General features: G+C 71.0%; 22 protein-coding genes. 9 read left to right on the top strand and 13 right to left on the bottom strand.

The genetic code is table 11. The annotated features are described in order from the left end of the window. Positions 1–132: 132 nt before the first annotated feature. Positions 133–756 (bottom strand): imidazole glycerol phosphate synthase subunit HisH, encoded by a 624-nt coding sequence (gene hisH / locus ACWGIC_RS03945; protein WP_452074538.1) that lies wholly within the window; start codon positions 754–756, stop codon positions 133–135. Positions 757–886: 130 nt separating this feature from the next. On the opposite strand from hisH, the gene ACWGIC_RS03940 reads away from it, so the two are divergent. Then, positions 887–1072, top strand: a complete 186-nt coding sequence (locus tag ACWGIC_RS03940) for a hypothetical protein (protein WP_452074394.1) — start codon at positions 887–889, stop codon at positions 1070–1072. A 33-nt stretch (positions 1073–1105) separates the two neighbouring features. Here ACWGIC_RS03940 and ACWGIC_RS03935 read toward each other — a convergent pair whose 3' ends face one another. Together ACWGIC_RS03935 and ACWGIC_RS03930 are read right to left on the bottom strand one after the other, a co-directional pair. Beyond that, positions 1106–1996, bottom strand: coding sequence for a transketolase family protein (locus ACWGIC_RS03935; protein ID WP_452074393.1), 891 nt, complete (start codon positions 1994–1996; stop codon positions 1106–1108). Next, complete coding sequence (locus ACWGIC_RS03930; protein WP_452074392.1) at positions 1996–2694, bottom strand: thiamine pyrophosphate-dependent enzyme; 699 nt, start codon at positions 2692–2694, stop codon at positions 1996–1998. The genes ACWGIC_RS03935 and ACWGIC_RS03930 overlap by 1 nt, the downstream gene beginning before the upstream one ends. Positions 2695–2748: 54 nt before the next feature. Here ACWGIC_RS03930 and soxR point away from each other — a divergent pair, with 54 nt between their 5' ends. Together soxR and ACWGIC_RS03920 are read left to right on the top strand one after the other, a co-directional pair. Then, positions 2749–3210 carry a redox-sensitive transcriptional activator SoxR gene (gene soxR / locus ACWGIC_RS03925; RefSeq protein ID WP_037713059.1) on the top strand — a complete coding sequence of 154 codons (462 nt, stop codon included), beginning with the start codon at positions 2749–2751 and terminating at the stop codon, positions 3208–3210. Positions 3211–3257: 47 nt separating this feature from the next. Continuing rightward, positions 3258–3806, top strand: coding sequence for an RNA 2'-phosphotransferase (locus tag ACWGIC_RS03920; protein ID WP_452074391.1), 549 nt, complete (start codon positions 3258–3260; stop codon positions 3804–3806). 361 nt (positions 3807–4167) lie between these two features. On the opposite strand, the gene ACWGIC_RS03915 is transcribed toward ACWGIC_RS03920, so the two are convergent. Next, positions 4168–4983: a class I SAM-dependent methyltransferase gene (locus ACWGIC_RS03915; protein WP_452074390.1), complete on the bottom strand. Its 816-nt coding sequence runs from the start codon at positions 4981–4983 to the stop codon at positions 4168–4170. 61 nt (positions 4984–5044) lie between these two features. Continuing rightward, positions 5045–5623: a TetR/AcrR family transcriptional regulator gene (locus tag ACWGIC_RS03910; protein ID WP_452074389.1), complete on the bottom strand. Its 579-nt coding sequence runs from the start codon at positions 5621–5623 to the stop codon at positions 5045–5047. Positions 5624–5817: 194 nt separating this feature from the next. Between ACWGIC_RS03910 and ACWGIC_RS03905 the strand changes: the two genes are divergently transcribed. Both ACWGIC_RS03905 and ACWGIC_RS03900 read left to right on the top strand, forming a co-directional pair. Then, complete coding sequence (locus ACWGIC_RS03905; RefSeq protein WP_452074388.1) at positions 5818–8001, top strand: MMPL family transporter; 2184 nt, start codon at positions 5818–5820, stop codon at positions 7999–8001. Between the two features lie 32 nt (positions 8002–8033). After that, complete coding sequence (locus ACWGIC_RS03900) at positions 8034–8696, top strand: GNAT family N-acetyltransferase (protein WP_452074387.1); 663 nt, start codon at positions 8034–8036, stop codon at positions 8694–8696. A gap of 220 nt (positions 8697–8916) precedes the next feature. Here the strand turns inward: ACWGIC_RS03900 and ACWGIC_RS03895 are convergent, their stop codons facing one another. Continuing rightward, the gene (locus tag ACWGIC_RS03895; RefSeq protein WP_162836028.1) at positions 8917–9075 is read right to left on the bottom strand and encodes a hypothetical protein; all 159 of its coding nucleotides are present in this window, start codon (positions 9073–9075) and stop codon (positions 8917–8919) included. A 17-nt stretch (positions 9076–9092) separates the two neighbouring features. Here ACWGIC_RS03895 and ACWGIC_RS03890 point away from each other — a divergent pair, with 17 nt between their 5' ends. After that, complete coding sequence (locus tag ACWGIC_RS03890; RefSeq protein WP_452074386.1) at positions 9093–9830, top strand: MBL fold metallo-hydrolase; 738 nt, start codon at positions 9093–9095, stop codon at positions 9828–9830. A gap of 41 nt (positions 9831–9871) precedes the next feature. Here ACWGIC_RS03890 and ACWGIC_RS03885 read toward each other — a convergent pair whose 3' ends face one another. After that, the gene (locus ACWGIC_RS03885) at positions 9872–10471 is read right to left on the bottom strand and encodes a TetR/AcrR family transcriptional regulator (protein ID WP_452074385.1); all 600 of its coding nucleotides are present in this window, start codon (positions 10469–10471) and stop codon (positions 9872–9874) included. Between the two features lie 85 nt (positions 10472–10556). On the opposite strand from ACWGIC_RS03885, the gene ACWGIC_RS03880 reads away from it, so the two are divergent. Beyond that, a complete protein-coding gene (locus tag ACWGIC_RS03880) occupies positions 10557–11990 on the top strand; it encodes an MFS transporter (protein WP_452074384.1) in 1434 nt (477 codons plus the stop codon). Positions 11991–12179: 189 nt separating this feature from the next. On the opposite strand, the gene hisB is transcribed toward ACWGIC_RS03880, so the two are convergent. The 3 genes from hisB to hisD are packed head-to-tail and all read right to left on the bottom strand — an operon-like array spanning position 12180 to position 15207. Further along, positions 12180–12779 (bottom strand): imidazoleglycerol-phosphate dehydratase HisB, encoded by a 600-nt coding sequence (gene hisB, locus ACWGIC_RS03875; RefSeq protein WP_452074383.1) that lies wholly within the window; start codon positions 12777–12779, stop codon positions 12180–12182. Further along, a complete protein-coding gene (locus tag ACWGIC_RS03870) occupies positions 12776–13885 on the bottom strand; it encodes a histidinol-phosphate transaminase (protein WP_452074382.1) in 1110 nt (369 codons plus the stop codon). Before ACWGIC_RS03870 ends, hisB begins: the two co-directional genes overlap by 4 nt. Further along, a complete protein-coding gene (hisD, locus tag ACWGIC_RS03865; protein WP_452074381.1) occupies positions 13882–15207 on the bottom strand; it encodes a histidinol dehydrogenase in 1326 nt (441 codons plus the stop codon). The genes ACWGIC_RS03870 and hisD overlap by 4 nt, the downstream gene beginning before the upstream one ends. An 84-nt stretch (positions 15208–15291) precedes the next feature. On the opposite strand from hisD, the gene ACWGIC_RS03860 reads away from it, so the two are divergent. Beyond that, positions 15292–16086 carry a carbon-nitrogen hydrolase family protein gene (locus ACWGIC_RS03860; RefSeq protein ID WP_452074380.1) on the top strand — a complete coding sequence of 265 codons (795 nt, stop codon included), beginning with the start codon at positions 15292–15294 and terminating at the stop codon, positions 16084–16086. A gap of 167 nt (positions 16087–16253) precedes the next feature. On the opposite strand, the gene ACWGIC_RS03855 is transcribed toward ACWGIC_RS03860, so the two are convergent. From ACWGIC_RS03855 to eccB, 3 genes are all read right to left on the bottom strand, one after another. After that, positions 16254–16907, bottom strand: coding sequence for a response regulator (locus tag ACWGIC_RS03855; protein WP_009074915.1), 654 nt, complete (start codon positions 16905–16907; stop codon positions 16254–16256). Next, on the bottom strand, positions 16904–17533 hold the full coding sequence (locus ACWGIC_RS03850) for a response regulator (protein WP_452074537.1): 630 nt from the start codon (positions 17531–17533) through the stop codon (positions 16904–16906). Before ACWGIC_RS03850 ends, ACWGIC_RS03855 begins: the two co-directional genes overlap by 4 nt. A 92-nt stretch (positions 17534–17625) precedes the next feature. Further along, positions 17626–19032, bottom strand: a complete 1407-nt coding sequence (eccB, locus tag ACWGIC_RS03845) for a type VII secretion protein EccB (protein WP_452074379.1) — start codon at positions 19030–19032, stop codon at positions 17626–17628. Between the two features lie 128 nt (positions 19033–19160). Here eccB and ACWGIC_RS03840 point away from each other — a divergent pair, with 128 nt between their 5' ends. Further along, the gene (locus ACWGIC_RS03840; protein ID WP_452074378.1) at positions 19161–20273 is read left to right on the top strand and encodes a type VII secretion protein EccE; all 1113 of its coding nucleotides are present in this window, start codon (positions 19161–19163) and stop codon (positions 20271–20273) included. The last annotated feature ends 64 nt before the right edge of the window (positions 20274–20337 follow it).

Here is a 20337-nt window from a genome sequence, read left to right as displayed (position 1 = left end):
TGTCCGCTCAGCCCGGCGGCCCCAGCGATCCAGGCGAGGCGGCTGCCCGCCGGAACCGGCGAAGTGAGCAGCAGCACATCCGCCTGTCGCCGCTTGCCGCCCCCCGGCCCTGCGAACCCGGCAGAACTCCGGTTACGCCAGCGTGCCCAGCCAGTTGCGCAGCAGCTGCGCCCCCGCGTCGCCGGACTTCTCCGGGTGGAACTGGGTCGCCCACAACGGGCCGTTCTCCACCGCGGCGACGAAGTCCTCGCCGTGGTTGCACCAGGTCACCTTCGGCTGCCTGCCGGCGAGGCCGGAGTCCAGTTCCCAGGTCCGCGCGGCATAGGAGTGCACGAAATAGAACCGCTCCTCCGGGTCGATCCCGGCGAACAGCTGCGAATCGGCGGGCGCGCGGACGGTGTTCCAGCCCATGTGCGGGAGCACGTCGGCGTGCAGGCGCTCGACCGTCCCCGGCCATTCGCCGGTGCCCTCGGTCTCCTCGCCGTGCTCGACGCCGCGCGAGAACAGGATCTGCATACCGACGCAGATGCCCAGCACCGGACGTCCGCCGGCCAGCCGTTTGCCGATGACCCGATGCCCGTGCACGCCCAGCAGCCCCCTCATGCACGCGGAGAACGCGCCGACGCCGGGCACCACGAGGCCGTCGGCTTCGAGCGCGGCCTGAGGGTCGGCGGTGACCTCCACCTCGGCGCCCGCGCGCGCGACGGCGCGTTCGGCCGAGCGGAGATTTCCGGAACCGTAATCGAGGATCACCACACGAGACACGAGCCCGAGCGTAGTCCCCCGGGGAATTTCGTTCCGCGCCTGTTTCGTTCTCACCCCGAACGGGTACCCATCAGGCTATGCGTGGCGCCGCCGGCGCCCCCGGACCCGGAAAGAGGACGAGATGTCCGAGTCCGATCTGCTTTGCCGGATGTTCCAAGCCTGGCGGGAAGACATCGACAGCGTGCCGTTCCCGCAGTTCAGGGAACTGACCATCCCGCCGCAGAAGACCCGCGCGGAGGTCGACCTCGCGCGCCGGTCGACCGCGCGCACGGCGAAGCCCGTGCGACGCGCCGACGGCCGCTGGTGACCGCGGGCGGTGGCCCGCTGCCGGAACCCAGCTCTATCCGGTGAAAAATTCCTTGAGGGACAACGCGATCGAACCCGCGTCGAGCCCGTGCACGAGATCGTGGTCGGCGAGCGTGCCGTAGATCCGCACTTCGGTGTCTCGGCGGGTGCCGAGGTTCAGCAGCCGGTGCGGCCGGTCCGCGAGCGCGTCGGCGACGCAATGCGCGGAAGTGCCCCTGAGGTACGGCTCCACCAGCGCCACGTCAGCCACGTCGGTCATCGCGGCGCGCAGTCCCTCGGCGTCGAACGGGCGCACCGTCGAGGTGTAGAGCACTGTCACGTCCATGCCCTCGGTCGCCCGCAGCACCCGGTCGAGCATCGGGCCGACCGCGATCACCACGCCGCGCGTCCCCTGGCGGATCGTCTGGAGCCCGACGCCGAGGTGCGGTTCGGAATTCTCCTGCGCGGACAGCCGCAGGTACGTCCGGCTGTCCCCGGGCACCGAATCGAGCAGCAGCCGCCGCGCCTCGTCGGGATGGCCGGGAACGTGCACGTACCAGCCGGGCAGCGAATCGATCAGCGCGACGTCGCCGGGAGCCTGATGCGTGCGGCCTTCCATCGGCATGTCGTAGGAAGCGCCGTACGACACCAGCACGGCGCCGAGTTCCTGGTGGCTGAGGTCCAATTTGATCTGTTCGAACGCACGCTCCACGAGGAACGCGTTGAAGGTGTGCACGATCGGCCTCAGCCCGGCGAGCGCGAGCCCGGCTCCGGTGCTCACGAGCAGCTGCTCGCGGATCCCGACGTTGATCACCCGGTCCGGATGCCGTCGCGCGGCCTCGGCGAGCGACGCGGCCGAGATGTCGGCGAGGACGATCGCCACGTCCTGATCGGTGTTGACGATTTCTTCGGCAGTGGCCAGGAAGGTGTCCCGCATGTTCGGCATCAGTGCGCGCCTTTCGGTTCCACGACGGCGACGACCGCGAGCGGCCGTCCGGGATGAGGGGTGGTGAACGCGTCGTACAGCGCTTCGTGGTCGCGGCCGGAGACTGTCCGCACGGCCCAGCCTTCCGTTTCGAAGCGGCGCGCGATGCCGCCCGGCCAGCCGTGCGTCGAGGACTGGTTGTCCACGACCACCGCGGTCAGCTTGTCGAGCCCGAGCCGCGCGGCGACGACGATCGCCTCGTGGTTGGAGCCCTCGTCGAGTTCGGCGTCGCCGACCAGCGTGACGATGCGCGAGCTGAACCGGCGGGCGCGCAGGCCGAGCGCGGTGCCGATCGCGATCGGCAGTCCGTGCCCGAGCGAGCCGCTGGAGATTTCGACGCCGGGCGCGCGGACGCGGTCGGGATGGTGGCCGAGCCGCGAACGCGCCGAACTCCAGCCGGCCAGCTCGTCCTCGTCCAGCCAGCCCTTCGCGACGAGCACCGCGTAGTACGCCATCGGCCCGTGCCCCTTGGACAGCAGGAACCGGTCGCGCCCTGGCTGCCGGGCGGTCTCCGGGCCGAGCTCCAGCACCCGGTCGAACAGCACCCACAGGACGTCCATTGTGGACTCCGCGGCCGCGTGGTGTTTGTCGTCGCCGGTCATCAGCGAGATCAGCCGGGGCAGGTCCGCGTAGCCCGGCTCGTGCGTTGTCGTGGTCATGGTCTCGACCATGCAACCTCGACCAAACTGAAGGTCAAGCGCTAACCTGGACCAATGACGAGGTTGGCGGACAAGCTGAGCATCGGGCAGGTCGCGGAACGCAGCGGGGTGCCGCATACGGCGTTGCGGTTCTACGAGGAGCGCGGTCTGATCACTTCCGAGCGCTCGGCGGGCAACCAGCGCCGCTACGCGCGCTCGGTGCTGCGGCGGATCGCGTTCATCCGCGCCGCGCAACGGGTCGGGCTGTCGCTGGAAGACATCAGCGCGGCGCTGGAGACGCTCCCCGCCGACCACGCGCCGACGAAGGCGGACTGGGCCCGGCTGTCGCGCGAATGGCAGACCGAACTCGACGCCCGGATCGACGCCCTGCAGCGGCTGCGGGACCGGCTGACCGGATGCGTCGGCTGCGGCTGTTTGTCGCTGCGCAGCTGCGGCCTGTACAACGCGGACGACGAACTCGCCCGGTTCGGGCCCGGGGCCAGCAAACTCCGCCCGGTGCTGGAGGGCGGCATCTGAATTCCGTTGCGCGCCAGTGCGCCGGTGTGGGTTACTCGCGGGCAGCAATGAACGAGAAACATCGAGTTCGAGTATCGAAAAGACTGTCCCGGCACCTGCGCCACGATCCCGGCGGGCTCGGCCTGACCCTCGCCCCCGGAGGCTGGGTCCCGGTCGGCGAACTGCTCGCGGCACTGGCCCGGAACCGGTTCCCGGTGAGCCGGGCCGAGCTGGACGAGGTCGTCGCGAACTGCACCAAACAGCGGTTCGCCTTTGACGAGACGGGGACGCTGATCCGCGCCAACCAGGGGCACAGCGTCCGCGTCGATCTGGAATTGTCCGACGCGCCGCCGCCGGAAATCCTCTTCCACGGCACGGCGACGCGTTTCCTGCCGTCGATCCGGGCCGAGGGGTTGCGCCCGATGAAGCGGCACGCGGTGCATTTGTCGGCGACCCGCGAGACGGCGTGGAAAGTCGGGGCACGGCACGGGAAACCGGTGGTGCTGACGGTCGCGGCCGGGGAAATGGCCGCGCGCGGGCACGTTTTTCAGGTGAGCGACAACGGAGTTTGGCTCACTTCAGCGGTGCCGCCTGAATTTCTGGCAGTGGTCGAATAGCGGATACTGAGTCCGCCGCGCGTCGAAGGGGCGTGCCCGACCTACCCGATCGTCCAATGCAGCCGAGGCCGCTATTTCTCCACGGTCTGGCTCCCGTTCGGGTCGCTCAAGACGATCCGGCTCGGCGACCGCCGGGTGCGGAAATGCCCGGTGTGCCGCCGGTTCCGCGGCGTCGCCCGGGTTTCCGCGGACCATCCCCCGCTGAGGCACCGCCGCGAGGGGTCTCCCCCGACCGATGCCCACATTCTGCGGTGGGCGATTCCGTGAAGGGCTCCTTGAGGGAATCTGATTCCCTCAAGGAGCCCTTCACGGACTTCAGCGGGAGCATGGGGGGCGTTTCCGCCGCGATCGGTCCGCCGACTCAGCCGGATTCGGCGACGCGGCACAGGATTTCCCCGTGCGGAATCGCGAACCAGCCGTCCGGGTCGGCTGCCCATGCGCGCCACGCGGCGGCGATGTCGCGCAGGTCTTCGACGGTCGCGTGCCCGCCCGCCACGGCCTGCTCGGCGATCTTGGAATCCAGGATCCGTTCCGCCCACATGCCGCCCCACCACGCCCGTTCCTCCGGCGTGGAATGGCACCAGATCGAAGCGCTCGGCTTGACGTCGCGGGCCCCCGCAGCACGCGCCCAGGCCAGCAGCCGCCGTCCCGCGTCCGGTTCGGCGCCGTTGCCGTGCGCGACCGCGCGGTACACCTCCAGCCAGCGGTCCAGCCGCGAGTCCGCCGGCCACCAGAACGCCGCGGCGTAATCGGTGTCGCGGGCGGCGACGACACCGCCGGGCCGGGCCAGTGCCAGCATGCGCCGCAGCGCTTCCACCGGCTCGGTCAGGTGCAGCAGCACCTGGTGCGCGTGCACGACGTCGAACCTGCCGAACCCCGCAGCCGTCGTGATGTCGGCGTGCTCGAACCGGACGTTGGACACCCCTTCGCGCCGCGCGTGGGCCCGCGCCTGCTCCAGAACGGCTTCCGACACGTCGATGCCGACCACCTCGCCGGGGGCCACCCGGCGGGCGATGTCCGCGGTGATCGTCCCTGGACCGCAGCCGACATCCAGCACGCTGCGCCCGGGAAGGAGTTCCGGGGCGAGGTAGGCCGCCGAATTGTCGACGGTCCGCCAGAGTTGGGAACGTACAACGCTTTCCGCGTGTCCCTGCCCGTACGCGCGTTCCGGAGACATGGTTCGAGACTAGGAGGCGGTTCCCAGATACTGCAACAAAGTTCTCAAATATTGGAAATGCTCAGCAGACCCGGCGGCGCGGCCGCCCGAGCAGCCGCCTGCCCACGTCGACCAGTTCCCGGCGCAGGGTTTCGTCGTCCACCTCGGCCAGATCGGGCGCTCCGCCCGCCATCGCGATGCCGGTGAACGCCACGATCGCCGTCACGCGAGCGGTCACGTCCAGCTCCGGTCCCCCGGCCACGATCGAGATCAGCGCCTGTTTGAACCCTTCGACGCCGTGCCTCGATTTCGCGAGCGCCGCGTCGATGCCCGGATCGCTGGAGAACAGCGCGACCAGCACCCGGTGCCGCACCACGAGATCGACGAAACCGTCCAGCAGATGGTCCACGCGCGCACCGTGCCGCCGGTGCTTCGCCGCCTCGACGACCAGTTCGTCCAGTTCCCGGATGCCGGGCTCCGCGACCGCCTCGGTGATCTCCGCCTTCGTCTTGAAGTGGTAGTAGACGGCGGCCTTGGTGACGCCGAGCTCGTCGGCGATCATCTGCAGCGACGTGCCCTCCACGCCGTGCTCGGAGAACAGCTGCAGCGCAGTGGCGAGCAGCCTGGTCCGGGTGTCCGCGACCGGTTCGACGGTCGTCATCGCGCCCTCCTCGTCAAGCGGAGTGCGCCGCTCCGCAGCACATCATGGTACTAGCCGGGCGACTAGTCCGACACTTGCCGTGCGGCTAGTCACATCCTAGCCGATCGGCTTGGCAGCTCCTTGCCGAACGGCTAGCTTCGAAAGGGCGATTCCAGTGCGGAAAGCCCGCTTCGGGCGCGAAACGGAGACGACTCGTGGCACCTTTCCTGTACCGGCTCGGCAGGCTGTCCTTCCGCCGCCGGGCCCTCGTAGCGGCGGTCTGGGCGCTTGTCCTCGCGGCGTTGGGCGCGGGCGCGCTCACGCTGTCGGGCAAGCTGTCCGATTCGGTGACCATCCCCGGCACCGAATCCCAGCAGGCGATCGACCGGCTGGCCGAGCACTTCCCGCAGGCCGCGGCGGGCGGCGGCACCGCACGCGTGGCGATCGCCGCGCCGGACGGGCAGAAGGTCACCGATCCGGCGGGCCAGGCGGCTGTCGAGGCCGTGGTGGGCAAGCTGAAGTCCGCGCCGAAGGTGGCCGCGGTCGTCGACCCGTTCCAGGCGAAGTCCGTCTCCCCCGACGGCCGGGTCGCGCTCGCGCAGGTGAGCTACCACGTCAAGGGCTTCGAACTCAGCGACTCCGACCGCGAGGCGCTGCTCGCCACCGGCGACCACGCGAAGCAGCTGGGATATCAGGTCGAGTACGGCGGCGACGCGGTGCAGGGCATCCCGGCGACCGGGGCCACCGAAGGGCTCGGCGTCGCGGTCGCGGCGGTCGTCCTGATCATCACCTTCGGCTCGCTGCTGGCCGCCGGCATCCCGCTGCTCACCGCACTGATCGGGGTCGGCGTCGGGATGGCGGGCATCATGCTGGCGTCGGGCTCGATGGAGCTGAACTCCAACACCCCGGTGCTGGCGCTGATGATCGGCCTCGCGGTCGGCATCGACTACGCGCTCTTCATCGTTTCCCGGTACCGGCACGAACTGGCCGAGGGCCGCGAACCCGAGGAGGCCGCCGGCCGAGCTGTCGGCACCGCGGGCTCCGCCGTGGTGTTCGCCGGGCTCACCGTGATCATCGCGCTCGCCGGGCTCACCGTCGTCGGCATCCCGTTCCTCGGCCAGATGGGCGTCGCCGCCGCGGCGACGGTCGTGGTCGCGGTGCTCATCGCGTTGACGCTGCTGCCCGCCGTGCTCGGGTTCGCCGGCGCCCGCGTCGGCAACAGCAAAATCCGGGTGCGCCGCCGCACCGAAGGCCCGACGCACGGCGAGCGCTGGGCGCGTTTCGTTGCGCGGCACCGGGTTCCGGTGCTGCTGACCGCGCTCGTCGGACTGGCCGTGGTCGCGATCCCGGCGCTGAGCATGCAGCTCGGCCTGCCCAACGACTCGACCGCTGCGCCGGAAACCACCCAGCGCAAGGCGTACGACCTGGTCAGCAAGGGCTTCGGCGAGGGCGCGAACGGCCCGCTGCTGGTCGTCGTCGACACCGGCCCGAACCACAACCCGGCCGCGCTGAAGCAGGCCGCGGCGGACATCGGCAAGCTGCCGGACGTCGCCGCCGTGACGCCGCCGCGGGTCAACCCGGCCGGGGACACCGCGCTGCTGACGGTGATCCCGAAGAGCGGCCCGAGCAGCACGCAGACCGAAGACCTGGTGGCGGCGATCCGCGCGCAATCCGCGCCGCTGCAGGAAAACACCGGCGGCAGCCTCGCGGTGACCGGCCAGACCGCGGCCAACATCGACGTGTCGCAGAAGCTGTCCGACGCGATGCTGCCCTACCTCGCGCTGATCGTCGGACTGGCGTTCCTGTTGCTGATGCTGGTGTTCCGGTCGGTCGTGGTGCCGTTGAAGGCGACGCTCGGCTTCCTCGGCTCGGTGGTCGCGACGTTCGGCGCGGTGGTCGCGGTGTTCCAGTGGGGCTGGCTGACCGATCTGCTCGGCGTCGCCTCGACCGGCCCGATCATGAGCATGCTGCCGATCCTGCTGATCGGGGTCCTGTTCGGGCTCGCGATGGACTACCAGGTGTTCCTGGTGACCCGGATGCGCGAGGAACACGTGCACGGAGCCGAACCGCAGGAGGCGATGGTGACCGGGTTCCGGCACGGCGCGCGGGTCGTCGTGGCCGCGGCGCTGATCATGATCTCGGTGTTCGCCGGGTTCGTGCTCGCCGAATCGACGCTGATCCAGTCGATCGGTTTCGCGCTGGCCTTCGGCGTGCTGGTGGACGCGTTCGTGATCCGGATGACGATCGTGCCCGCGGTGATGTCGCTGCTCGGGCGCGGTGCGTGGTGGCTGCCGAAGTGGCTGGACCGGATCCTGCCGAACGTCGACGTCGAGGGCGAGGGCCTCGTCCGCGAGCTCGGCACTCCCGGCGATGACGAGCGCGAGCTGACGCGGGTCTGATTTTTGTCGGTACCGGTTCGTACCATCGCCTCATGACCACTGGGGGCATGATGATCGAGGAAACGGTACGGACCTGGGTAGCGGGATGGGCCTTGTCGCGGCGGACGCCGCCGCCGGTCGAGAAGCCGTGGGGGCTGTACGTCGAGGTCCCGGACAATCCCGCGGAAACGGGCAGGCACGTGCTGCCGGAAGCTGAGGAGTCGCTGGTCCGCGCCGCTGCCGGCGCGGTCAGTGAACCTCGGACGTGGCTGAAGGCCCCCGCCGAACCGGAGACGTTGGAACCGTGGATCCCGGACGGCTGGGTGGTCGCCTGGGAGCACACCGGGCATCTGATGGCGACGGATCTGCTGGCCACGAACCCGGTCGCGCCGGAGGGGTACACGGTGACGGCGGAGACCAGCGGGGCCGTGACGTTCCTGCGGGTGCTGGACGCGACGGGCGAGCAGGCGGCCAAAGGCCAGATGGCGGCGGTCGGCGACGCGGTGATCGTGGACCGGGTGGTGACCGAGGAGGCGCACCGGCGGCGCGGGCTGGGCGGGTTCGTGATGCGCTCGCTCGCCGACCGCGCGATCGCGGACGGTGCGGTCCTCGGCGTTCTCGGGGCTACGGACGCCGGGCGGGCGCTGTACGAGACGTTGGGGTGGAAGAAGCACGCGACGATCGGCGAGTGCATTTACCAGCCGTTGGAGCGGTAGGGGCCGAGTTGGTCAGCTGGGGCCGGGTTGATCAGGTGGGGCCGAGTTGGCCAGCTGGAGCTGAGTTGGCCAGCTGAGCCGCGCTGGTCAGCCGGAGCCGAACTGGCCAGCTAGAGCCAAGCTGGCCAGCCGGAGCCAAGTTCTTCAACTGGAGCCGAGTTCGCCAGGCGGAGCAGAATTCGCCAGCTGGAACCGAGCTGGTCAACAGGAGCCGAGCTGGTCAGCTGACGAGCCAGGCGATGGCCCCGCCGATCGCCAGCACCGCCGCGATGCCCAGCACCACAGCGAAGAACTTCGCGGTCTTCCACAGCGAGTAGACCCCGCCGGCCAGGAAGCCGCCGAGGGCCAGCAGCAGGACCGCGATCAGCTCTTTGCTCACAGGGGTTAGCGTGCCACATGGCCTTCACCGTGACGGTACTGGGCAGCGCGACGCCGTACCCGCGCCCGGACGCGCCCTGCTCCGGGTACCTGGTGCGCCACGACGACACCGCGATCTGGGTCGACGCCGGTCCGGGCACCCTCGCCGCGCTGCAGGAACACGTCTCGCCGGCGGAACTGGACGCGATCTGGATCTCCCATCTGCACGCGGACCACGTCGCGGATCTGCTGCCCGCGGTATACGCGCTGTTGTTCGCGAATCTGCGACCGCGGCGGCCGATTCCGTTGTACGGCCCGCCCGGCACCGCGGCGCGGATCTCCGCGTTCCTCAGCAACACCGGCCGTGCGCCGATCGAGGAGGCGTTCGCGGTCCGGAAGCTGCACGACGGACATCGGACCCGGGTCGGAGGTCTGCGGCTGGAGACAGTGGCTGTGTCGCACGGGTTTCCGGCGTTCGGGGTGCGGATCACTGACGGGGCAAGGGTTTTCGCGTACTCCGGGGACACCGGGCCGTGCGCGGCGCTTTCGGCGTTGGCGGAGGGAACGGATTTGTTCTTGTGCGAGGCGGACAGCGTCGAGCCGTCCGCGGAGCATCTGACCCCGGCGGAGGCGGGCCGCGCGGCCGCCGGAGCGGCGCGGCTGGTGCTCACGCATCTCGGCCACACAGTCACCGCACGCGACGCGGTTCGCCTAGCCGCAGAACACTTTTCCGGACCGGTGGCTTACGCCGCGCCGCGCACAGTGTTCCACGTGTGAGCCGCCGGCGACTGGCCCCTCAGCACCTTGCGCGGGAACTTTCAGCGAAACAAAAGATCGAGGTGGTAGTTCACGATCTCGGTCGCTGCCTGTGGGGTTCGCTGCCCGAGCAGGACGCTGGTGCCGAGACCGTGGCTGAGGCTGAGCAGCCGCGCCGCCTCGAGGGCGGGGTCGAGCCCGGGGACGAGTTGTCCGTCGGCTTGGGCCTGGCGGAGGGCGTCGGCCAGTTGCCGGTCGAGGTCGTCGATGCCGTGGACGAACGGTTCGGCGACGAGTTCGGGGTCGGTCATGGCCAGTGCGGCGTAGGAGGAGCCGACGAGGTGGAGGACGCGGCTTTGTTCGTCGGTGGGCAGTGCTTCGGCCAGGAACGCTTCGACGAACGCCCGCGGCGGTGCGGGGTCGGGCAGTTCGGCGAGGCGGCCGGCCCAGCGTCGGCGGCTCTCGGTTTCGAGATGGCGCAGCGCACCGATCATGAGCTGGGCTTTGGTCTCGAAGTAGTACTGGACCAAGCGCAGTGACACCCCGGCTTCGTCCGCGACCGCACGCATGGTGACCGCGTGCAGGCCGTCGCGAGCGGCGACGCGGACGAGTGCGTCGGCGATGTGCGCACGGCGTTCGGCGTGGTCGACGGTTCGCGGCACTGCGTAATCCCTTCCCGGACGGCGGCGAAATTATGGTACAGCTGTATATGGTACGGCTGTATCAGGAAATGGGGGCGACTGGTCGATGAGCCAGTGGGGTGCTGTCGCGCCGGACGTGCGGGCCGGCGCAGCGTCGCGGGTCGTGTTGTCGCTGGCGTGCGCGGCGCAGTTCATGGTGGTGCTGGACATTTCGGTGGTGAATGTCGCGCTGCCTTCGATCCAGCGGGCGCTGGAGCTGAGCGCGACGGGCCAGCAGTGGGTGGCCAACGCCTACGCCCTGGTCTTCGCCGGGCTGCTGCTCCTGGGCGGGCGGCTGGCGGACTTGTTCGGCCGCAAGCGGGTGTTCGCCGCTGGACTGGCGGTGTTCGTCGCGGCGAGCCTGGCCGGGGGCCTGGCGAACTCGGCCGGGCTGCTGATCGCCGCCCGTGCGGGACAGGGGCTGGGTGCCGCGGTGCTGGCCCCGGCGACGCTGACGATCCTCACCGCGACCTTCCCCGAAGGAGCCGCACGCACGCGCGCGCTGGCCACCTGGACCGCGGTCGGGGTCGCGGGCGGAACGGCGGGGAACCTGCTCAGCGGGGTGCTGACCGAGTACCTGTCGTGGCGGTCCACGCTGCTGATCAATGTCCCGATCGGCCTGGTCGCGATCGTGCTGGCGGTCCGGTTCGTGCCCCGCGACCGCGACGGCGCGCAACGCCGGAAACTCGATGTTCCCGGCGCGGTTCTGGCCACGGCCGGGCTGGCGGCGCTGGCTTACGGCATCTCCCAAGCGGGCAGCACCGGCTGGGCCGCTCCGTCCGCGATCGCCGGTCTCGCCCTCGGCGCGGTGCTGCTCGGGCTGTTCGTTCTCGTCGAAGCACGGTTCGCGGAAACTCCGCTGATTCCGTTGCGGTTGTTCCGGATTCGCGCGGTTTCCGGCGGGAACGCCGTGATGCTGCTGACGGGCGCGTGCCTGAATCCGTTGTGGTACTTCCTCACCCTGTCCATGCAGAACGTGCTGCGGTACTCGCCGGTGCAGACCGGGTTCGCGTTCCTTCCGCACACTCTGGTCGCCATTCTCGTGGGCGCGCGGCTGACCCCGCGCCTGATGCGGCGCGTCGACGGACGGCTGCTGATCGCGGCGGGTGCGCTGATCGCCGCGGCCGGATTCGCCTGGCAGAGCCAGCTGACCCCCGGCAGCGGTTATCTCGCCGGGATCCTGGGCCCCGCCATCGTGTTCGCGATCGGCGGCGGACTGCTCACCACCCCGAGCACGGCCGCGGTCACCTCGGGCGTGGCCAGATCCGAGGCCGGGGCGGCTTCCGGGCTGATGAACACCACGAAACAGGTCGGCGGAGCCCTCAGCCTCGCCGTGCTGGTCACCGTCGCCGCACCGCACAGCCCGGCCCCGGAGGCCCTCGCGTCGGATTACGGGCTGGTGTTCCTGGTGATCACTGTGCTTATGGTGCTGGTCGCGGTGATGGCGTTTCTCCTGCCCGCACAACGGGACCAGCGCGACCACTTGCCCGGCGGAAGCTGAGCCGGACGCAGGCTCCCGGAAGCCCGCCGCCGACTACGGACTCGACTTCCGGTGATCACCGCGTTCATGGCGCTGGTCGCCGCGCTCGCGTTCCTTCTGCCCGCGCAACGGGACCAGCGCGACCACTTGCCCGGCGGAAGCTGAGCCGCCGCCGGACAAGCAAACGCGGTGCCGCGCCCCCTCGAACCGCTACAGCACGCCCTTCGTGGACGGAATCCCGCCCGCCCGCGGGTCCGGTTCCGTCGCCGCCCGCAGGGCCCGCGCCACGGCCTTGTACTCCGCCTCCGCGATGTGGTGCGGGTCGCGGCCGTGCACGACACGGACGTGCAGCGCGATCTGCGCGTGGAAGGCCAGCGAGTCGAACACGTGCCGGGTCAGGACGAACGGGTAGTTGTTGCCGATGGTGAAGGTGTTGAACTGCTCCGGTTCTCCAACGTGCACGCAGTACGGGCGGCCGGAGACGTCGATCGCGGCGTGCGCGAGCGTTTCGTCCATCGGGATCCACGCGTCGCCGAAGCGGCGGATGCCGCTTTTGTCGCCGAGGGCCTGGCGCAGCGCCTGGCCCAGCACGATCGCGGTGTCCTCGACGGTGTGGTGCGCGTCGATGTGGACGTCGCCGGTCGCCTCGACCTTCAAATCCAGCGAGCCGTGCACGCCGAACGCGGTGAGCATGTGGTCGTAGAACGGCACGCCGGTGGCGATTTCCACCTGCCCGGTCCCGTCGAGGTCCAGCTGGACCAGGATGGACGACTCCTTGGTGGTGCGCTCCACCTTGCCGACGCGGCTCATCGCTTGACTTCCTTACTCGCTTCCAGGAAAGCGTCGTTCTCCTCCGGGGTGCCGATGGTCACCCGCAGGTGCCCCTCGATGCCCACGTCCCGGATCAGCACTCCGTGGTCCAAATAGGACTGCCAGCTGGCCGGCGCGTCGCTGAACTGTCCGAAGAGGACGAAGTTGGCGTCGCTCGGCACCGGGGTGAATCCCAAGCCCAGCAAGGCTTCCACGACGCGGTCGCGTTCGGCGGAGAGCCGGTGCACCGACGCGAGGGTGGCGTCGGCGTGCCGGAGGGCGGCGCGGGCGGCCGCCTGGGTGATCTTGGAAAGGTGATACGGCAGCCGGACCAGCTGCAGAGCGTCCACAATGGCCGGTGCGGCGGCGAGGTAGCCCAGCCGTCCGCCGGCGAAGGCGAACGCCTTGCTCATCGTGCGCGACACGATCAGCTTCGCCGGGTACTCCGCGATCAGCTCGATCGCGCTGGCCTGCGAGGAAAACTCCGCGTACGCCTCGTCCACCACGACGATCCCCGGGGCCGCGTCGAGCACGCCGCGCAGCTGGTCCAGCGGGATCGATCCGCCGGTGGGGTTGTTCGGGCTGGTCACGAACACGATGTCCGGTTTCCGCTCGGCGACCGCTTCGGCCGCCCGCTCGGTGTCGAGCGAGAAGTCCGCGCGGCGCGGCACCGGCAGCCAGTCGGTGCGCGTGCCGGTCGCGATGATCGGGTGCATCGAGTACGACGGCTCGAAGCCCAGCGCGGTGCGGCCGGGGCCGCCGAACGCCTGCAGGATCTGCTGCAGGATCTCGTTCGACCCGTTCGCCGCCCACACGTTGGCCTCGGACAGCACGACCCGCGTGGACACCGTGAGGTAGTCCGCCAGATCGGTGCGCAACGCCACCGCGTCGCGGTCCGGATACCGGTGCAGCGACGCGGCTTCGGCGCGCACCGCCTCGGCGACGTCGTCGACCAGCTCGGGCGGCGGCGGGTACGGGTTTTCGTTGGTGTTGAGCCGGATCGGGACGTCCAGCTGCGGCGCGCCGTACGGGGTGCGGCCCCGCAGGTCTTCGCGCAGCGGGAGTTCGGCGAGGGTGACCTCGCCGCCGGGGGTCGCTTCGTTCATCGGCCGTCTCCTTCGAAACGTGCGGTGACGGCTTCGCCGTGCGCGGGCAGGTCTTCGGCGTCCGCGAGCGCGACGACGCGCGGAGCGATCTCGCGCAGGGCGTCCTCGGAGTAGTCCACCACGTGGATCCCCTTCAGGAAGCTCTGCACCGACAGGCCCGAGGAGTGCCGGGCGAACCCGCCGGTGGGCAGCACGTGGTTCGAACCCGCGCAGTAGTCGCCCAGCGAAACCGGGGCGTACGCGCCGACGAAAACCGCTCCGGCGTTGCGCACCCGCGCGGCCACCTCGCGGGCGTTCGCGGTCTGGATTTCCAGGTGCTCGGCGGCATACGCGTCCACCACGCGCAGTCCGTCGTCCACAGTGGACACCAGGATGACGCCGGACTGCTTGCCGCCCAACGCCTCGCCGACCCGCTCGGAGTGCTTCGTCGCGGGGACGCGGGCAGCCAGCTCGCGCTCGACCGCGTCGGCCAGCTCCTCCGACGTGGTCACCAGGACACTCGCGGCGAGCGGGTCGTGCTCGGCCTGGCTGATCAGGTCGGCGGCGACGTGCACCGGGTCGGCGGTCTCGTCGGCGAGGATCGCGATCTCGGTCGGGCCCGCCTCGGAGTCGATCCCGATCACGCCGCGGACCAGGCGTTTGGCCGCGGTGAGGAAGATGTTGCCCGGCCCGGTCACGATGTCCACCGGGGCCAGCTCGGCACCGTCGGTGTCGACGCCGCCGTAGGCGACCAGCGCGACCGCCTGCGCGCCGCCGACCGCCCAGACCTCGTCCACGCCGAGCAGCGCGGCCGCGGCCAGGATCGTCGGGTGCGGCCGCCCGCCGAACGCGGCCTGCGGCGGCGAGCACACGACCAGCGAGCGCACGCCCGCCAGCTGCGCCGGGACGACGTTCATCACCACGGTCGACGGGTACACCGCCAGCCCGCCCGGCGCGTACAGGCCGACGCGCTCGACCGGCACCCAGCGCTCGGTGACCGTGCCGCCGGGGACGACCTGCGTCGTGACGTCCTGGCGGCGCTGGTCGGCGTGCACCTTGCGGGCGCGTTTGATGGACTCCTCCAGCGCGGCGCGGACCTGCGGGTCCAGCTCGGACAGCGCCTTGGCCAGCTCCTCGGCGGGCACCCGGACCGTCTCCGGGCGCACCTTGTCGAACCGCTCGGTGAACTCGAGGACCGCCTCGACCCCGCGGTCCCGGACAGCCTCGACCACCGGCCGGACCTGATGCAGCGCCGCGTCCACGTCGTACTCGGCGCGCGGAAGCGCGGCACGGAGTTCGGCAGCGGAGGGGACCTGCCCGCGCAGGTCGGTGCGGTTCAACATGGACACCAGGGTACGAGGTGGCCCGCGCACGCCCGGCAGGGATACTCGGTGACGACCCGCTGTCCCCGGACCAGGGAGGCTCGTGTGCCCCGGATCGCGTTGTGCCAGCTCAACTCGGGCGACGACCCGGAAGAAAACCTGAAAGCGGTTCGCTCCGGCGTGGAGGCCGCGGCTGCCGAAGGCGCGCGAGTGGTGGTGTTCCCGGAGGCGGCGATGGCCCGGTTCGGCCGCCCGCTCGCCCCGGTGGCGCAGCAGCTGGACGGCCCGTGGGCGTCGGCGGTGGCGGCGATCGCCTCGGAGCACGACGTGCTGGTGATCGCCGGGATGTTCACGCCGGCGGACGAGGGACGGGTGCGGAACACGCTGCTGGTCACCGGGCTGGGGCAGCATCTCGGGTACGACAAGATCCACCTCTACGACGCGTTCGGGTTCGCCGAGTCGGACACCGTCGCGCCGGGGTCGGAGGTCGTGACGTTCTCGGCGGAAGGGACGGTTTTCGGGGTCGCTACCTGCTATGACCTGCGGTTCCCGGAGCTGTTCCGGCGGCTGGCCGACGACGGGGCGGACGTGGTGGCGGTCCCGGCTTCGTGGGGTGCGGGGGCTGGGAAGCGGGAGCAGTGGGAGGTCCTGGTGCGGGCGCGGGCGCTGGACTCGGGCTGCTGGGTGGCGGCTTGCGGGCAGGCTGACCCGGCGGTGACCGGGGTGGAGGTCAATCCGAAGGCGCCGACCGGGATCGGGTATTCGCTGGTGGCAGACGGGTTCGGCCGGGTGGAGGCGCAGGCCGGGGCCGGGGCGGAGATGCTGGTGGTGGACGTCGAGCCGGAGGTGGCGGGGAAGGCCCGGACGGCTACCGGGGCGTTGGCGAACCGGCGGCTGTGACCCGGGTTTTGTCGGCCCGGTGAGGGGAAGCGCCGCCCAGCCCGGGAGGGCCTGTCGACACTGCCCTCGTTACTGAGAAACCCCCAATGCGGCATTGGGTGCATGCGACGCACCCAATGCGGCGTTCGGTGCGTCTGACGCACCCAATGCGGCATTGGGGCGAAACCTCAGCGCAGCAACCCTTCCCGGATCGCCACCCGGACGAACCCCGCCCTCCGCCGCTCCCCCGTCTTGTCCCGGATCCGGTCCAGATACGACCGCACGGTCCGGACGCTGATGTCCAGGATCTCCGCCACGTCGACGTCCCGCTCCCCCGCCGCGACCAGGCGCAGGACCTGCTTTTCCCGTTCCGACAGCACGATCTTCGGCCCCGCGTGCCGTTCGTCGCTGTCCTGGATGATCATCCCGGCCAGCGTCGGCGAGACGTAGGCGTTGTCCTCCGCGATCGTCCGGATCGCGCGCAGCAGTTCGTCCCCGTCGACGTCCTTCGACAGGAATCCCTTGGCCCCGGCCTGCATCGCGCCGAGCACCTCCGGCTGCTCCGCGTGTGCGGACACCACGAGCACCTTGTGCCCCATCTGCCCCACCTCGAGCACCGCGGCCGCGTCCTGGACGCCGCGCAGTTTCAGGTCGAGCACGACCACGCTGCCCTTCGGCTGGTCCTGCACCGCGAACCGGGCCACGGAGTCGGCTACCGCGCCCAGTTCGATGTCCGGGGCCTCGTTCAGCACGCGCGCGACCGCGTCCCGGTACAGCGGGTGGTCTTCGATCACCCCGACCTGGATGGGTCCGCTCCGGCGCCGCCCCTCGTCGGCTTTCACGTCACTGTTTCCTTCCCCACCAGGCCGCGGCGGATCGCTTCCTTCACGAGGCCGGGGCGCCGCCGTTCGCCGGTCTTGTCGCGGATCCGGTCGAGGTAGCCGCGCACGGTGCGGACGCCGATGCCGAGGATCCGGGCGATGTCGACGTCCCGCTCCCCCGCCGCGACGAGCCGCAGCACCTGCACTTCGCGCGGAGACAGCTCCATTTCCGGCCGCGTGACCGGGCGGTCGGTGTTGTCCTTGATGATCATTCCGGCGACGACGGCCGACACGTACGCGCCGCCGCCCGCGACCGCGCGGATGGCGATCAGCAGCTCGTCGACGTCGACGTCCTTGGACAGGAATCCCTTGGCCCCGGCGGCGATCGCGGCGAGCACGGTCTCCGGTTCGGCTTGCGCGGACACGACCAGCACGTGATGGCCCAGCTCCGCCACTTCGAGCACCGCGGCCGCGCCGGCGACGCCGGGCAGGCCGAGGTCGAGGAGGACGACGCTCCCGGGCGGCTGGCGCGCGACGTGGAAGCGGGCGACCGAGTCGACCACCGCGCCCAGTTCGACGTCCGGGGCTTCGATGAGGACGCGTTCCACCGAGCGGCGGTAGAGCGGGTGGTCTTCGATGACGGCCACCTGGACGCGACCGGAAGGCGCGGGTTCCGGGTGTTCCGGTTCCGGGTCCTCTACGCCGCTGGATCGCTGCGCTGTCGTGGTCACCGGTTCGCTCACCCCGTTCCCGCAGGCTGCCCGGCCACGGCGGGATCCAGCGCTGGACCGGTCGGCATCAGCGCGAGAAGCCCGCCCGCGACCGGATGCCCGGACCCAGCACCGTAGCCCAGCGAAGCGAGCGCCGTCCCGTTCGCCACCGGATATTTTCGTCCTGTGTCCGTGACGAGATAAATCGTTCCGGACCCGGCGTCGGTCGCGACCGCGCCGCGCGAGGGCGGGACGTAGACGACGTCCGCGACCCTGGCGTCCGTCCGGCTCTGCACCGGCAGCGCGCGGGCACCGGCCGGGACCGGCAGATCCGCCGAAACCGTCACGCGGCCGTTCTGCGCGCACAGGGTCACCGCGCTGCCGGTGATCGGCGCCTTGCCGGGGATCCGGTCGGGGTAAGCGGCCGGATCCGCGCCGCCGGAACGGGGTTCGCTCACCTTCTTCACCCCAGCGACGTCCGCGGCGCGCACTCGGGCCGGTTCCGGACGGCCTGAGTACGCCGATTCGTTCGCCGGGGTCGTGACGAGCAGCGCGGCTTCGGTCTGGCCGACGGGTTCGAGCCCGTCCGGGCGGACGAGGTAGTACGTCGAGGCGGTGGCGGGCCCGGCCATCGGGTCGACGACCGACAGCACCTGACCGACGCGCGTTTCCTGCGTTCCGACCCGCGGGCCGCGGTTTCCAGCGCCGTCGACTGGTATCTCACCGAGATCTCGTCCGGCGGGCACGGTGTCGATCCATCGGGCGGACACGGTGATCGTCGGATAGCTGTCGAATTGCAGGGCCGCCGCGGCTTCGTCGCTCAGCCGGTACCGGTGGCCGCCCGCGAGCAGGAACCGGCTGCCCTGCGGAACGCGGACGATCACGCCCGAATCGCGCGGCAGCTCGGTGCCGGACGCGGCCGCTTCCAGCAGCACGCCGACGAGCGGTTCCGCCGAAGCGGGCGCGTCCTGGGTGGTGCGGCTGCAACTGGTCCACGGGGTGGTGATCAGCGTGCTGGGCAACGAATCCGGCGCGCCGACGATGCCGATCTGGGTTCCGCGCGGGGCCGTCCCGAGCTTTTCCGCGGGCACCGTGACCGTCTCATGGCCGTTGCCGCCGGCGAGCAGCCGCGCGGACGCGTAATTGAGCACCGGGTGCACCGCGCCGTCCGCGCCGAGCACGAATCTCGCCCCGCTGTCCTCCTCCACGATCACCTTGCCGCCGGCCAGCCAGTCCTTCCCGCCGGACGGGCTGACCAACCCGATCACGCCGAAGACCGCGGTCACGAGCAGGGCCGCGCCGACGCCGAGCAGCGTGCCGAGCACGAGACGGCGGCTGGGCGACACCGGATGGTTGGCGTCCGCGGCGACGAGCGCGGACACGAGACGGCGGCGCAGGAACTGGTACGCCTGGATCTGGTCCCGCTGCGTCCACACGCTGTCCCGGCCCCCTGGAGATCACATCGCTTCCCGCGCAGGCTAGACAGCTCCCCAGGAGGCGCACGAGGGTAATTTTTACGCCCACGCGCCCGCGCGGGAACGCTAGCGTTCGCGGGGCCGGGTCGATGCCCGGGGAAGAGGGGAATGCGTTGTCCGTGTCCGCGCCGCCTGCCCCGGCCCATGCCCGTGCCCACGCCCCCGGGACCGCCGGGATTTCGGGCACCGCGCCGTGGCCGTGGCTGCTGCCGATCCGTCCGCTGCAGGCGGCCGGATGGGAGATCGCCGCGCTCGCGATCCTGCTCGCGTTCACCGTGCACGGCCTGGCCCAGCCGATGCGGATCACCGTCGCCGCGCTGGCCGGGCTGCTGGTGGCGACGACGTCGGTGCGGGTCGCCGGACGGCATTTCGCCGGATGGGCGTGGACGTGGCTCGCGCATCGCCTGCGCCGCCACGACAGCCGCCGCGACAGCCCGGACTCGTTGCTTCGCGTCGCCGGTCCGGTCAAGGTCCGCCAGCACGTCGACCGCGCGGGCAACCGGTTCGGCGTCGCCGAGGTCGACGGCGACTGGAGTGCGATCGTCCGCCTCACCCCCGGCGCCGGGGAGCCCTCGACGGACGAGTTGCTGGCCATCCTCCGCACGGCGTTCCAGGGCACGGACATCCCGCTGGCCGCCGTGCAGCTGCTGACGTGGGCAGTGCCAAGGGATTCGCGGGTGTACCGGGTGCGCTGGCTCGCGGTGCGCTACCGGCCGGACGACGCGCCGATCGCCGCCCTCGCGCGCGGCGGCGGCGAACTGGGGGCGTTGCGGAGCACGGCGAGTGCGGCGTTGAGCTTGATGGTGGCGCTCGCGGAAGCCGGGCACCCGTCGACGGTGCTGGAAGCCGGCGAGCTGACCAACGAGCTTCGGGTGGCACTGGGCGTTTCGACCGGGGACCCGGAGTCCGACGGGGATTTCTGGCGCGCGTGGAAGTGGGGCGGGCTCACGCAGGCGTGCTACTCGCCGAGGTCTTCCCGGGGCCTCGCCCGGACGCTCGGGGTCGCGGTGCCGGGGGCGGCGTTCACCGCTACGTCCGCGACGCTGCGGCGCACGCCGGGCGGGCGGGAGAAGCTGGAGCTGACCATCCGGGTCGGGGCGAGGGCGGCGGAAGTGCCGGTGCCGCAGGGGGTTTCGGTGGTTCCGCTGCATGGCGGGCACGAGGCGGCGGTGCGGAGGACGTTGCCTCTCGCGCTGACCTGAGGCCAGACGGCCGGAAAGTCCGTGAGGGGACCCCTGAGGGAATCAGATTCCCTCAGGGGTCCCG

The organism is Amycolatopsis sp. NPDC054798, from assembly GCF_053611505.1.
The sequence above is the reverse complement of the archived record's forward strand: the minus strand, read 5'-3'. Positions and strand labels throughout refer to the sequence as shown.